The sequence below is a fragment of the Actinoplanes sp. NPDC089786 genome, from assembly GCF_040684855.1.
GTDB lineage: Bacteria > Actinomycetota > Actinomycetes > Mycobacteriales > Micromonosporaceae > Actinoplanes.
The window spans coordinates 38,741-52,721 of sequence record NZ_JBFBGU010000020.1 but is presented as its reverse complement, the minus strand read 5'-3'; the positions used below and the strand labels follow the sequence as shown (position 1 = coordinate 52,721).

Below are 13,981 nucleotides of genomic sequence, written 5' to 3'. Positions count from 1 at the left end.
CCATGACCAGCACGATGACGGCGCCGCCGGAGCAACGGCCGGCGCGGGGCGGCGCGCTCCGGGCGTACCCCATCATCGGGGTTTTCATCGGCGCCGTCGTGCTGCTGGTGGCCCTGGCCGCGGTGCACCTGACCCAGGGCACCGCGAGCCTGGGGCTGGGCGAGCTGATGCGGGCGATCCGGCCCGGCGGTTCCACCGACCAGGCCGTCGCGGTGCTGATCGAGAGCCGGCTGCCCCGCCTGGCCGCGGCGGTGCTCGTCGGCGTCGGCGTCGGCGTGGCCGGCGCGGTGCTCCAGTCGGTGGCCCGCAACCCGCTCGCCGCCCCCGACACCCTCGCGGTGAACGCCGGCGCCTGGGTGGCGGTGGTCGCCGTGGCGGCGTTCGGGATCTCGCTGCCGTTCTTCGTGAACGGGCTGGTCGCGTTCGCCGGCGGGCTGCTCGCGGCCGGCCTGGTGCTGGCCGTGGCCCGGGCCGGCGCGGCCGGACCCACCCGCCTGGTGCTGGCCGGTTCCGCGGTGGCGCTGGCGTTGCAGTCGCTCACCTACCTGCTGCTGATGCTCTTCCAGGCCAACACCCCCGGCCTGTTCGGCTGGGGGAGCGGCACCACCGTCCAGTCCGGAACCCGGCAGGTCACCCTGGCGGCGCCGCTGATCGCGGTGGCGGTGCTGGCCGTGCTGCTGCTCGCGCACCGGCTGGACGTCCTCGGGCTCGGCGACGACTCGGCCCGGGTGCTGGGCGTGGATGTCCGGCGTACCCGGGTGATCGCGGTGATCCTGGCCGTGATGCTGGCCGCGCTCGCCGTCACCGTGGCCGGCCCGATCGGATTCGTCGGCCTCAGCGCGCCGGTCATCGCGCGGCTGATCGCCGGCCGCATCCCCGGCATGGGCCGACACCTGACCCTGCTGCCGTTCGCCGCCCTGATCGGCGCGCTCATCGTGGTCGGCGCGGACGTCCTGCTCCGCCTGATCCTCCCCAGCGAGCGCGCCATCTCGGTGCCCACCGGCATCCTGACCACCCTCAGCGGCGCGGTCCTGCTGGTCTGGCTGGCCCGGCGGTTGCGCGACGGCGGCACCACCGCACAGACCCAGGGCACGGTGCGTACGCGCGGCCGGGTCATCGCCGTCGGCATCGTCCTGGCCGCCGCGGTGGTCGCCGCGTTCGTGTCCGCCCTGCTCCTGGGCGACCGCATCGTCCTGCTCGGCGACGTCGCCAACTGGCTCTCCGGCACCTCCGGCCGCGCGGTCACCTTCGTGCTCGACCAGCGCTGGCCGCGGGTGCTGGCGGCGCTGCTCGGCGGGGCGGCCCTCGCCCTGGCCGGCTCCATCGTGCAGGCGGTGTCCCGGAACCCGCTCGCCGAACCCGGCCTGCTGGGCATCACCCCCGGCGCCTCGGTCGGCGCCATCGCCGTGGTCCTCCTCCTGCCCGGCGTAGGCGTATGGCCGGTCATGGGCGTCGCCACAGCTTTCGCCCTCGGCACGTTCGCCCTGGTCTACCGCCTGGCGGCCGGCCGCGGCCCCACCTCGGACCGCATCGTCCTGGTCGGCATCGGAGTCAGCGCGGCGGCCACGGCACTGACCACCCTGACCGTCCTGGTGGTCTCGCCGTGGAACACCAACCTCGCGCTGACCTGGCTGTCCGGGTCGACCTACGGCCGGTCGTCGTCCCAGATCCTGCCCGTGCTGATCGTGCTCGCGGTCGCCCTGCCAGTGGTGATCGCGGGCTCCCGCACCCTCGATCTGGTCTCACTGGACGAGGACGTGCCCCGTGTTCTCGGGGTGCCGTTGGGGCGGGCGCGGCTCGGCTACCTGTCACTGGCGGCCGTGCTGACGGCCAGCGCCGCCTGCGCGGTGGGGGCGCTCGGGTTCGTCGGGCTGGTCGCCCCGCACGCCGCCCGGGCGCTCGTGGGGGCGCGGCATGCCCGGTCGGTGCCGGTTGCGGTTGGGCTGGGGGCGTTGCTGGTGTCGGTGGCGGACACGTTGGGGCGGACCGTGCTGGCGCCTACGCAGCTGGCTGCCGGGTTGGTTACGGCGCTGATCGGGGCGCCGTACTTCGTGCTGCTGCTTTGGCGGACGCGGCCGGCTTGAGCGTGGTTCCGGGTCGGGTGCTCGGCTGGCTTGGGCGTGGTTCCGGGCCGGTGCTCGGCTGGCTTGAGTGTGATTCCGGGCTGGCGCCCGGCCGGTTTGAGCTTGATTCCCCGGCTGGCCTGGGCATGATCCCCGGCTGGCTGGGCCTGGTTCCCGGACAGCGCCGGCCGGCCCGAGCTCGACTCCGCTGGCGCCGGGCGAGGCGGATCTGCCCACCACGCAGCAGCGGCCACCTCCGTCATGGAGATGGCCAGAGTCTCGCCCGAATTCCGTCGCGGCGTCCTTTTGGATCATCGCAGGTTCCGCCGCCTCCCCCGCCCCGATCACTGGGTGGGCGCCAACGTAGCCGGGCGGTCCGGCCGTTTCGGGCGTTATCCACAGGCGACGGAGTGCCAATGTTCGCTTCGGGGTCACCGCCAGGCAGCTTCCGCGTTGAAGGTCAGGCCATCCGTGCTGGCCATCCGTGCTGGCCGGGCTGCGCTGGTGCCCGTCGTCGTTGTGGCCGGCGGAGTGTCGGCGCTCGCTGCGTGCCCGCCCTCGCGTCGGTGCCTCGCGCTGGTCATGGGAAAAGCTGGGCTGCCAGGCGCCCGGACTGCCCACTCACGCCCGCTGCCGCCACCCACCCAAGACGCCCCAAGCAGTGGTAGGTCCTGCGGTGTCCTGGTGAGATCGGCGCGTTCATGTCCGGCCCGTGGGGCGGCGATGCCGTGCTGGCCTACCACTGTTCGTGGCGGTGGTAGGCCAGCACGGTATTTGGCGCGGCGATGCCGTGCTGGGCTACCGCCGTTCGTGGCGGTGGGAGGTCTGGGCGGTATTCGGGGCCGCGATGCCGTGCTGGGCTACCGCTGTTCGTGGCGGTGGTAGGCCTGGGCGGTATTCGGGGCCGCGATGCCGTGCTGCTCTACCACTGGTCGCGATGGTGGTAGGCAGGACGGCGCGCCGCTCGCGTGTCTGTTGTTGCGTGCCAGGCCTCGCGAGTGAGCGGCGGCAGCGAGGACGGGCGGGCAGCTCGGGCGCCTGGTGCGCTCGAAGCTCAGCGGCCGGCGGCTTCGAGGTGGCGAAGCAGCGCGTGGACGACGCGCGGCGCCCGACGGTGTTACGACCCGGCAGGGGCTGCTCGCTGCTCGCTGTCGAACGGCCGCGGCAGGGTAGGACCGCGAATAAATCTGTGCCAACTTCCGGAGGCGCTTCACGGCGCGATTCACCCGGGGAAGCCGAGTACCGCGTGTGTTGCCGATGTCGCGCGCGGTGGGAATGGTCTTGATTACAAGGTTGTGTATTGCACGTAACATCGTGATCGATTACTGAGCGTTACCGCATAACGCGTTATGCAGATCACGTCGGATGGGGCCGTTAGACATATCACTTTCGCGACCGTGTGCGTTTGTGCGCGTCGCTTCGGGTCACCGGGGCAGGCCTCCGGCCGGGGCCTTGCGGAGGGTGATTCAAGCATGGTGAGCTGCTCAAACGCGCCTTTCGAGTGGGCCCGCGACGCGGTTTTCGGCATCGACCGGCAGAAATTCGGGGGTGATGCGAAATCGGTCCGGATGCGGTTGGATAAGCGTACTTACCGGTGAGTACTGAACCAGTCACGGCTGTTATGCGTGATCACTGAGAGGTACAGCGAAGGAGGAGGGGACTTGATGTCGGACTCGTTCGGAGGGTTCGGGCCCGGCCCAGTGTCCAGGCCGGAACCGGTCGAGCCGCCGCAGCGGTCGGGCGGGGCTCGTGTCCTGCTGTGGATTCTCGTGATCGTGGTGATCGTGGGCGTGGCGCTGACCGGTGGGGCGTACGCCGCGGGTCTGATCGGCGGTGACGATGACCCGGCGGCCGCGCCGAGCAGCCCGGCGCCCACCGGCGTCGCGTCGGCCAAACCGGGCAGCGGCGGCACGGCGGCCAGCACGTCCGGCGCGGGTGACAACGCGAACGGCACGATGACGGTGGCGCTGCCGGCCACGCTGGGCGGCGTCAAGCCGTCGCGGGCCGGCGACAAGGGCAAGAACAAGCCGGCCGCGTCGCCCGACCTGTTCCCGGTCACGGCGCGGGCCGAGGGTGTGTTCGGCGACGACGCGCAGCGCAACATCGTCTACGTCTGGGCCGTGGCCGGCTCCAGCACGTCCGAGGCGGAGCGGGGCGCGCTGTTCAGCTCCGAGATCGACAAGCGCTTCAAGACCGGCACGATGCTGTCGGTCGAGCCGGGCCCGCTCGGTGGCACCGCCCAGTGCGCCGACGGTCGGTGGAACGGGCGCGCGGCCGCCGTGTGTGTCTGGTCGGACGGCTACTCGAACGGCGTCCTGGTCGACAGCCCGGGCAATCCCGAGTCGCTGGCCGGCAAGCTTCCGGCCCTGCGCGCCGAGGTGGAGCGCCCCGCGGCCTGACCGGTGAGACCTGCCGCGGCGGGTCGGATGCGCGGCGGGTCTCAGCGCATCTGGCCCGCCGCGAGTCCGTTCTGGACCTGGCGGTGGAAGATGACGTACCCGATCAGGACCGGAAGCATCGCGATCGTCATGCCGGCGAACAGGCCGCTGTAGTCGCCCTGGTAGCCCTCGTTGACCGCCAGCGCGGTCAGCCCCTGCGCCAGCACCCAGCGCTTCTCCGCCCCTTCGCCCTGCATCAGCACGATCGGCAGCACGTACTGATTCCACTGGAACAGGAAGGTGAAGATGGCCACGCTGACCAGGCCGGGTCGCGCCATCGGCAACATCACCTGGAAGAACAGCCGGAAATGGCCGCAGCCGTCGACCATGGCGGCCTCGGCGACCGAGGTGGGCAGGGTACGGAAGAACGCGGTCAGGAAGAACACGGTGAACGGCAGCGAATAGGCGGCGTACACCAGGATCAGCCCGGGAAGCGTGCCCAGCAGACCCAGATTGCGGACCACGAAGAACAGCGGCACCAGGGCCAGGAAGACCGGGAACATCATGCCGCCGACGAACACGAAATAGACCACCCGCGCCCCGCGGAATCGGTAGCGCGCCAGCACGTACGCCGCCATCGCCCCGAACAGCATGGTGAGCACGAGCGCGCCGGACACGACGATGGCGCTGTTCAGGAAATAGCGCCCGATGTGCGCCGCGCCCCACGCCCGCGCGAAATTCTCCCAGCGCAGGTCGGACGGCAGCCCCCACGGGTCGCTGAGGATCTCGCTGTCACTCTTCAGCGAGCTGACCAGCGCCCACGCCAGCGGCAGGGTGGTCAGCACCGCCCAGCCGATCAGAAATCCGTGCGACAGAATCGAAAAACCGGCGATCCGAGGGGTACGCCGGGAAGGCGCCGAAGTGGCCGGAGGGGAATGGGCCGTCACAGTTCCACCCGTTCGCGCCGCGTCACTCGCAGGAAGACCGCCGCCACCGACAGCGTGAGGAAGAACATCGCCACGCCGATCGCCGAGGCGTACCCGAATTGGGATTCGTTGAACGCGGTCTTGTAGAGCCGCAACCCCACCACGTCGGACGAATAGCCGGGCCCGCCGTTGGTCACGATCTGCGCCACCGCGAACGCGTCGATCGCCAGGATCGCGAGATAGACCCAGGCCACCTGGATGCTGTCCCAGACCAGCGGCACCGTGACGCGGAACAGGGTGGCCCCGCGGCCGGCGCCGTCGAGCAGCGCCGCCTCGTAGATGTCCCGGGGTATCGACTGCATCGCGGCGCTGAACAGCACCACGTAGAAGCCGACGTTGCTCCACAGCAGCACGACGGCCAGGCACCAGAACGAGAACCGCGGGTCGCCGAGCCACGGCTGGGCCAGCGCGTCCAGCCCGACCGCCCGGAGCGCGCCGTTGATCAGGCCGCTGTTCGGGGCGTACATCTCCTTCCACAGCACGCCGACGATGGCCACCGACAGCACCTGCGGGAAGAAGTAGACGATGCGGTAGAGGCCCGCGCCGCGTACGCCGTGCACCCCGGCCCGGTCCGTGCGGCCGCCCACGCTGATCATCGAGGCGAGGAACAGGCCCAGCACGATCGTCGCCACGGGCAGCAGCGTCAGCAGGATCGCGTTGTGCCGCAACGCGTTCCAGAACGTGCCGTCACCGATCAGCCGGCGGAAGTTGGCCAGGCCGACGAAGTCGAAGTCGGGCGCCAGGCCACCCCAGTTCGTCGCCGAGATCTGGAAGGCCTGGGCGTACGGCGACACCACGAAGATCGCGTACAGCAGCAGCGGCGGGATCAGGAAGGTGGCGATGAACAGGCGCTTGCCGCGCATCAGGCCCGCTTGTACTTCTTGATGGACGAGTCCTTCGCGATCGAGTCGGCCGCCTGCTGGCACTTGTCGACCCACTGGGCGGCGGTGACGCGCTTGGCGAACAGGTCGGCGGTGGCGGCGTTGACCAGTTCGCGTTCGAGCTTGCGGTAGAACGCGTTGTACAGCCAGTTGAACGTGCCGGTGTCGCCCGCCGTCTCGATCATCTTGGTCACCGAGGTGAGGCCGGGGCCCAGTTCGATGCCGTCGCTCGACCCGGCGACCACGGTCAGGCTGCTGACCTTCTTGGTGAAGTCGGCGGCGCCCTGCTTGGAGAGCATCACGCGCAGGTACTCCAGGCCGCCGCGCGGGTTCTTGGCCTTGGCCGGCACCACGAACGGCTCGCTGCCCGTACCCCGGAAAGCCTCGAAAGGCAGTTTGTCGGCGGACGAGAGGCTGGGTGTGGGGTGCGCGGACATGGCGAAGCCGGGCGGCGTGACCTTCTTCTGCTCGTTCTCCAGCCACGAGCCGCACGAGATGAACGCGGCCTTGCCGTTGCACCACTCGGTCTGCGCCTGGATGTGGTCCATGCCCTCGGCGCCGGCCTGCACGAACCCGTCGGCCGCGAGCTGCGACCAGGCGTCGGCGGCGGTCTTCACGGCGTCGTGCTTCCAGGCGTTCGGCTCGAGGTTGTCGATCGCCTTGAGCACCTCGACGCCGCCCAGCTTGGCCGCCGAGGCGAGGATCGGCCAGCTCATGTAGCGCGCGTGCACGCCGGTGTAGGTCCACGGGGCGATCCCGGCCTTCTTGATCTCCCGGCACAGCGAGATCATCTCGTCCCAGGTCTTCGGGTACTGCCAGCCCCGGGCCTGGAAGAGCTTGTCGGACTGCCAGATCGCGTACGCCGAATAGGCGTAGTTCAAGGACAGGAACTTCCCGTCGTACGAGCCCAGCTCGGCGATCCCCGGCCGCAGCGTGTCCTTGACCTTCTTGGCCGGGTCGTCCAGGCTCGGCGCCTCGAGCAGGTCGCCGAGGTCGGTCAGCGCGCCCTGGGACACCAGCCCGTTGAAGTCGATCTGGTTGCCGCCGGAGTTGTTGACCACGTCGGGCGGGTCACCGGCGACGAACCGCGGCTGCAACGTCTGCGAGATCTGCTGGGTGGCCGAGTGCTTCACCTTCGACCGCGGGTGCCGCTGCTCGTACATGGTCTCGTGGGCCTTGGCGTACTCCTCGCCGAAGCCGCCGTTGAAGATCACCACCTCGAGTGGCAGATCCTCCTTGACCCCCAGCGGGTTCTGCGAGTTGACGTCGCCCTTCTCGCCGCCGCCGGAGTCGGAGTCCCCGCCGCCCATCGCGCAGCCGCCGAGCAGGCCCAGCGCACCCGCCGCGGCACTGCCCCGCAGCAGCCCGCGCCGGCCGAAAGTCGTCCCTGACATATCGCCGCTCCTAGGAATTCGTGAGGGCCCATCCGTCCGCGCGGAAGCCGTCGCCCCGGAACAGCGTCGCGCCGTGATCGTCGACGAGCACGCGGTCGACGTAGACGCCGCGGCCCTGTGAGCTGACATCGGTGGTGTAGCCGAACCGCACGTGCGTCACGCCGGCCGGGAGGGTGGCGACCAGCTGCCACCAGGTCCGGCCGCCGAAGCCGGTGATCGTGCCGGTGCTGTCGTACCGACCCTTCTCGCTCCGGAGGCGGGCCGGCAGCGGCGTCCAGGTCGCCCCGTCGGCGGAGGTCTCCACCCGGACGACGTCGCTGCGCGGCTCGGTGTCGTACCAGAGCTGCGCGCTGAGGACGGCGCCGGCCCGGGACGGGCTCTTGAGCGGCGCTACGAGAGTGGTGGTCGTCAGGTCCTTGTTGAAGGCTCGCCACGATGTGCCGCCGGACGGCGGCCGGACCGGATTCGCATCGGCGAACGCCGCCGCCAGCGCCCGCCGGGCCACGTTGTTGCTGCCCCAGTTCCGGTCCGGGTGCACCCGGTTGCTGAACACGATCAGGAACGAGTGGGCCAGCGGGTCGATCACGATGGTGGTGCCGGTGAACCCGGTGTGCCCGAAGGCCACCGGCGACGACAGGCCGCCCATGTACCAGTGCTTGTTGAGCTCGAAGCCCAGCCCGCGGTCGCTCTCCGGGTAGGCCGTCTCGAGCCCGGCGTTGTAGTTGACCAGCGCCGCCCGCACGGTGCTCTCGGCGAGGATCCGCTTCCCGGCGTACGTGCCGCCGTTGAGCAGCATCTGGCAGAAGACCGCCATGTCGTCCACGGTGGAGAACAGGCCGGCGTGCCCGGCCACGCCGCCGAGGCTCCAGGCGTTCTCGTCGTGCACCTCGCCCCAGACCATGCCGCGGTTCACGTACGGCTCGTACTCGGTCGCGGCGATCCTCGGCTTCTTCGCCTCGCCCGGGTTGTAGCCGGTGTCGGTCAGGCCCAGCGGCGCGATCACGGCGTCCTGGACCGCGGTGGCCAGGCCCTTGCCGGTGACCCGCTCGACCAGCACGCCGAGCACGATCAGCCCGATGTCGGAGTAGACGTACTGCCCGCCCGGCGTCGTCCCGGCGGTGACCGGCGTGGTGATCGCGGCCCGCAGGCGGGTCTCGGGCATGGGGTACGAGCTGTAGAACGGCAGGAACGCCGGCAGCCCCGAGGTGTGCGTGAGCAGATTCCGTACCGTGATGGTGGGTTTGCCGAACTCGGGCACGTAGGCCGAGACCGGCGCGTCCAGCGACACCCGGCCCGACTCCACCTGCTGCAGCAGCGTGACCGTGGTGAACAGCTTGGAGATCGACGCCAGGTCCCAGATGGTGTCCGGGCGGGCCGGGATGCGCTGCTCCGCCGGCAGTTCGACGCCCTCGCGCGCGGGCGCGGGCCCGACGGCCGAGTAGCGGACCGCGTCACCGACCGCGAAGCGCGACACGATCACGCCGTGGTGGGCCGCGAGCACCGACGCGCCGGCGTACGCGGGCCAGGTGGGGTGATCGAGGGTCGGCGTGAGGTATGAGGCGGCGATGGCCGGCATCGCGGCCACCCTGTCGGGTATCAGACCGACCTGCCGCGCGGTCCCGGTCCGCAGCGCGTCGTCGCGGAAGTCGAGGTCGGCGGGCGTCACCGTGGGCGCCCCCGTGGGGTCGGCCGCCGCCGCAGGTCCCGCCGCGCTAACCATGGCGACGATCAGGCTGAGGGTCAGGGTGGTCGCTCGCCTCATCATTCACACCTCTCCATGCGTCGATAGGATGGAGCTTTCCTTCGGATTCTTCAAGTGGGGCGAAGGTTATTGCCATCAAAGCGAGACGAGGGGTACGGTCGCGGCCATGCGGTGGGGTGTCCAACTCGGCAGGCGCCGTCTGCTTGCAGCCGCCGGCGCGGGGGTGGCCGGTGGAGTGGCGGCGGGGTCCTCGCCTGCCGAGGCCAGACCCGGACTGATACCTCGGATACCGGTCCGGACCGGCATGGACCGCCTCGCCGCATCGGGTTGGGACGCCGTCCGCGGCGAACGCATCGGCGTGATCTCCAACCCCACCGGGGTCGACCGCGGATACCGGCACCTCGTCGACCGTATGCACGCCGATGGCGTGACGATCGGGGGCGTGTTCGGCCCGGAGCACGGCTTCCGCGGTTCGGCCCAGGCGGGCGGCAGTGAGGGCACGGGCATCGACGCCCGCACCGGCCTCACCGTCTACGACGCGTACGGCGCCACGCAGGCCAAGTGGGGCGAGATGTTCACGGCGGCCGGCGTCCGCACCGTGGTCTTCGACATCCAGGACGTCGGCGCGCGCTTCTACACCTACATCTGGACGCTGTACGACGCCATGTGCGCGGCCGCCCGCCTCGGCCTGCGGTTCGTGGTCCTCGACCGGCCCAACCCGATCGGCGGCCGGGCCTACGGGCCGATGATGACGCCCGGCTTCACCAGCGGCGTCGGGCGCAAGGAGATCGTCCAGCAGCACGGCATGACCGTGGGCGAGCTGGCCCGCTACTGCAACGGCGAGCTGCTGCCGGCCGAGGCCGGGCGCCCGGTCCGCCTCGACGTGGTCGCCTGCCTCGGCTGGACCGGGCGGCTCCGCGCCGGCGACACCGACCTGCCCTGGGTGCTGCCCAGCCCGAACATGCCGACGCCGGACACCGCGGTGGTCTACCCCGGCACCGGGATGTTCGAGGGCGTCGCGTCGCTCTCCGAGGGCCGGGGCACGACCCGGCCGTTCGAGCTGATCGGCGGGCCCGGCTTCGACTACCACTGGTGCGACCTCGCCTCCACCTACAACCTTCCCGGTGTCGAGTTCCGCGAGGCGTACTTCGTGCCCACCTTCAACAAGTTCGCCAACCAGACCTGCGCGGGCATCGAGGTCAAGGTCACCGACCAGGGCGCCTTCGACCCGATCCGGACAGCGGTCACGATGCTGGTCGCGGCCCGGACGTTCCCGGCCTTCGCGTGGCGCAACGACGGCGGCGCCCGGCCGTTCTGGATCGACCTGCTGACCGGCTCGACCCGGCTGCGCACCATGATCGACGCGGGCGCCACGCCGGACGAGGTCGTCGGGGCGTGGGGGCCCGAGCTGCGGGCGTTCGACGCGCGGCGGCGGCACTATCTGCTCTATTCGCGGCTGGGCTCGTGACCACGCCGCATCGCGGTTGTGGACAGGCGCCGGAAAACGTCGTACCCCCACGCTACTTTTGCGCCCACCCAGTGCCGGGGTGGGGGCGGGGGCGGCGCGCGCGAGGCTCAAAGTTGATCTTGGCTGGTCAGGCGGGCGTGGACGGCTCTCGGGGCGGGGGCGCCGGTCAGATGCGCGATCGCCATGGCCGCGGCGCCGCCGGCGCCGTCGCGGGCTTCGGACGGCTCGGTCGTGGTGCGGCGGCGGAGTCCTTCGCGCACGGCCCGCGCGACCGGGCCGGGGGAGAGCAGGACCGAGCCGGCCAGCACGACGGCGCTCTTCGGCGGGGGTCCGACCGAGTCGAAGGTGTGCAGCAGGCGGGCGGCCGCGTCGGCGCAGATCTGCCGGGCGACGGGGTCGCCCCGGTCGGCGAGAGCGCTCACCGCGGGCGCCAGGCGGCCGAGCTCGGCGGGTGGCCGGCGGAAGGCGTCGGCCAGGATCGCCTGGGCGAGATCCTCACGACCGGCGTCGACAGCACCCGGCGCGGCGGCGGGGTCGAGCGGGCCGGGCAACGCGTGGTCGGTGTCGAGCGGGTCGCGCGATGGGTCGGCGGCGTCGAGCGGGGGAAGCGGCGCGGCGGTTGTGATGAGCGGGGCGGGCGGCGCGGCGGCGCTGGTCAGCGGGTCGCGTGGTGGGGTGGTTATGGCGAAGAGGTCGCGGGTGGCGGGGAGCAGGGCGGTTTCGGGGCCGCGGCCGTCGAGGGCGGCCAGGCAGGCGCGCAGGGCGCGGAGGGCGATCCAGACGGCGGAACCCTCGTCGCCGAGCAGCCAGCCGTAGCCGTCGCAGCGGTGGGTCAGGGCGCCGGACTCGAAGCGGGCCGCCAGGGCGCCGGTGCCCGAGAGCAGCAGGGTTCCCTGCTGCTCCCAGGTGCCGGCGGCAAATGCGACTTCCAGGTCGGTGGTCGTAACCGGGACTCCCGGAAGGCCCATCGTGCGCCACGCTTCCACTGCGGCCGTACCGAAGACTCGTCGCCCGGCTCCGGCCGAACCGGCCGCGCCGAGAACGCCGAGCCGGACCATCGACGGGTCGGCGCCGGCCACGGCCGCGCCCAGCGCGCGCCGGAGGGTGTCGGCCAGGTCGCGGCCGCTGCTGTTGAGGTTGGCGCCACCGGCCCGACCCCGGCCGATCACGTGGCCGTCGGTCGTGGCCAGCACGCTGCGGGTGGTCGTGGCGCCCGCGTCGACACCCAGCACGAGGTCCATAGACTTCCGAACCTACCGACCGAAGGAAATCACTGTCCATGACCGACCGCTCACCCACCGCGGTGCGGGCGCGGGGCCTGCTGCCGTCGCTGTCGCCGGCCGAGCGGCGGGTCGCCGAGGTGATCATCGAGGAGGCGGCCACCGCGGCCCGGCTGACCATCAGTGACCTGGCCGCGCGGGCCCGGTCGTCGGAGACCACGGTGATCCGGTTCTGCCGGGCGATGGGCTTCAGCGGCTACCCGCAGCTGCGGCTGACGCTGGCCGCCGAGGCCGGGCGCGCCGCCGACCTGGCCGCCGACGAGGAGGCCATCGGCGGTGACATCAGCGAGACCGACGACCTCGGGCAGGTGGTGAAGAAGATCGCGTTCGCCGACGCCCGGGCCGTCGAGGAGACGGCCACCCAGCTCGACGTCGCGGTGCTCGAGCAGGTGGTGGCGCTGGTCGCGGTGGCGCGGCGGGTGGACATCTACGGTGTGGGGGCGAGCGCGTTCGTCGCCGCCGACTTCCAGCAGAAACTTCATCGGATCGGCCGGATCGCGTACGCCTGGAGCGACATGCACATGGCCCTGACCAGCGCGGCGCTGCTCGACGAGCGGGATGTCGCCTTCGGCATCTCGCACACCGGCACGACCGTGGACACGATCGAGGCGTTCGCCGAGGCCGGCAAGCACGGCGCCCGGACGGTCGCGTTGACGAACTTCCCCAAGTCGCCGATCACCCGGGTGGCCGACCTGGTGCTGACCACGGCCGCGCGGGAGACCACGTTCCGGTCGGGCGCCATGGCCAGCCGGCTCGCCCAGCTCACCGTCATCGACTGCGTCTTCGTCGGCGTCGCGCAGCGCACCTACCCGGAGACCCGGGCCGCGCTGGACGTCACGTACGAGGCGGTCCGTGGCCGGCACGTGAGGCGCTCATGACCGACCTGTCCCGCACCGAACAGCGGAACCCGCGCAGCATGGCCCTCGACCGGATGTCCACGGTCGACCTGCTGGCCCTGATCAACGCCGAGGACCGGACGGTGCCGCTCGCGGTCGCCGCGGTGCTCCCGCAGCTGGCCGACGCGGTCGACATGGCGGTGGCCGCGCTATCCGGTGGGTGCCGCATCCACTATGTGGGCGCGGGAACATCCGGCCGGATCGCCGTGCTGGACGCGGCCGAGCTGATCCCCACGTTCGGTGTCTCACCGGACCGGGTCGTCGCGCACATCGCCGGTGGCGTGCCGGCGCTGACCCGCCCGTCCGAGGCGGCCGAGGACGACGAGGCCGCGGGTGGTGCGGTGGCCGCCTTCGCCGCCGGCGAGGTGGTGGTCGGTGTCACGGCCAGCGGGCGTACGCCGTACGTGCGCGGCGCCCTGATCGCCGCCCGCGCCGCCGGCGCCGGCACCGTGCTGATCTCGGCCAACCCGGCGTCGCCGCTGGCCCCGCTGGCCGACGTGCACGTGGCGCCGGACACCGGTCCCGAGGTGCTGACCGGCTCGACCCGGATGAAGGCCGGCACGGCCCAGAAGCTCATCCTGAACGCCTTCTCCACGGCCACCATGGTCCGGCTGGGCCGCACCTACTCCAACCTGATGACCGACATGCTGGCCGCGAACGCCAAGCTCCGCGACCGCCGGCTCCGGATCCTGGCCGAGGCCACCGGCGCCGACGAGGAAGCCTGCCGGCGGGCGCTGACCGAGGCCGGTGGCGACGCCAAGGTCGCCGTGGTGACGCTGATCGCCGGGACCACGGCCGACCAGGCGCGGCAGGCCCTGGCGGAGACGAGCGGGCACGTCCACGCCGCCCTGACCTCCCTCAACGGCCACCACGCCTGACGTCTTCCATCAGATGTTGATTCACAGCGCGATCGGATCAACGGTGAGACAAGGA

At 71.6% G+C, this 13,981-nt stretch carries 10 protein-coding genes; 5 read left to right on the top strand and 5 right to left on the bottom strand.

The genetic code is table 11. The annotated features are described in order from the left end of the window. Positions 1-2 precede the first annotated feature (2 nt). Together AB0O15_RS37135 and AB0O15_RS37130 are read left to right on the top strand one after the other, a co-directional pair. Complete coding sequence (locus AB0O15_RS37135) at positions 3-2,084, top strand: iron ABC transporter permease (protein ID WP_364329034.1); 2,082 nt, start codon at positions 3-5, stop codon at positions 2,082-2,084. A 1,643-nt stretch (positions 2,085-3,727) separates the two neighbouring features. Continuing rightward, the gene (locus AB0O15_RS37130) at positions 3,728-4,462 is read left to right on the top strand and encodes a hypothetical protein (RefSeq protein ID WP_364329031.1); all 735 of its coding nucleotides are present in this window, start codon (positions 3,728-3,730) and stop codon (positions 4,460-4,462) included. A 41-nt stretch (positions 4,463-4,503) separates the two neighbouring features. On the opposite strand, the gene AB0O15_RS37125 is transcribed toward AB0O15_RS37130, so the two are convergent. The 4 genes from AB0O15_RS37125 to AB0O15_RS37110 are packed head-to-tail and all read right to left on the bottom strand — an operon-like array spanning position 4,504 to position 9,464. After that, positions 4,504-5,334: a carbohydrate ABC transporter permease gene (locus tag AB0O15_RS37125; protein ID WP_364329331.1), complete on the bottom strand. Its 831-nt coding sequence runs from the start codon at positions 5,332-5,334 to the stop codon at positions 4,504-4,506. Between the two features lie 50 nt (positions 5,335-5,384). Next, entirely contained in the window at positions 5,385-6,290 is a 906-nt protein-coding gene (locus AB0O15_RS37120; RefSeq protein ID WP_364329028.1) for a sugar ABC transporter permease, read from the bottom strand. After that, a complete protein-coding gene (gene ngcE / locus AB0O15_RS37115) occupies positions 6,290-7,702 on the bottom strand; it encodes an N-acetylglucosamine/diacetylchitobiose ABC transporter substrate-binding protein (RefSeq protein ID WP_364329025.1) in 1,413 nt (470 codons plus the stop codon). Before ngcE ends, AB0O15_RS37120 begins: the two co-directional genes overlap by 1 nt. A gap of 10 nt (positions 7,703-7,712) precedes the next feature. Next, positions 7,713-9,464 (bottom strand): serine hydrolase, encoded by a 1,752-nt coding sequence (locus AB0O15_RS37110; RefSeq protein ID WP_364329022.1) that lies wholly within the window; start codon positions 9,462-9,464, stop codon positions 7,713-7,715. A gap of 244 nt (positions 9,465-9,708) precedes the next feature. Between AB0O15_RS37110 and AB0O15_RS37105 the strand changes: the two genes are divergently transcribed. Continuing rightward, complete coding sequence (locus AB0O15_RS37105) at positions 9,709-10,872, top strand: DUF1343 domain-containing protein (protein ID WP_364329019.1); 1,164 nt, start codon at positions 9,709-9,711, stop codon at positions 10,870-10,872. A gap of 107 nt (positions 10,873-10,979) precedes the next feature. Here AB0O15_RS37105 and AB0O15_RS37100 read toward each other — a convergent pair whose 3' ends face one another. Beyond that, positions 10,980-12,113, bottom strand: coding sequence for a BadF/BadG/BcrA/BcrD ATPase family protein (locus AB0O15_RS37100; RefSeq protein WP_364329016.1), 1,134 nt, complete (start codon positions 12,111-12,113; stop codon positions 10,980-10,982). A 38-nt stretch (positions 12,114-12,151) separates the two neighbouring features. Here AB0O15_RS37100 and AB0O15_RS37095 point away from each other — a divergent pair, with 38 nt between their 5' ends. Continuing rightward, the gene (locus tag AB0O15_RS37095) at positions 12,152-13,030 is read left to right on the top strand and encodes a MurR/RpiR family transcriptional regulator (RefSeq protein WP_364329013.1); all 879 of its coding nucleotides are present in this window, start codon (positions 12,152-12,154) and stop codon (positions 13,028-13,030) included. Then, a complete protein-coding gene (gene murQ, locus AB0O15_RS37090; protein WP_364329010.1) occupies positions 13,027-13,926 on the top strand; it encodes an N-acetylmuramic acid 6-phosphate etherase in 900 nt (299 codons plus the stop codon). The genes AB0O15_RS37095 and murQ overlap by 4 nt, the downstream gene beginning before the upstream one ends. Positions 13,927-13,981: the final 55 nt, after the last annotated feature.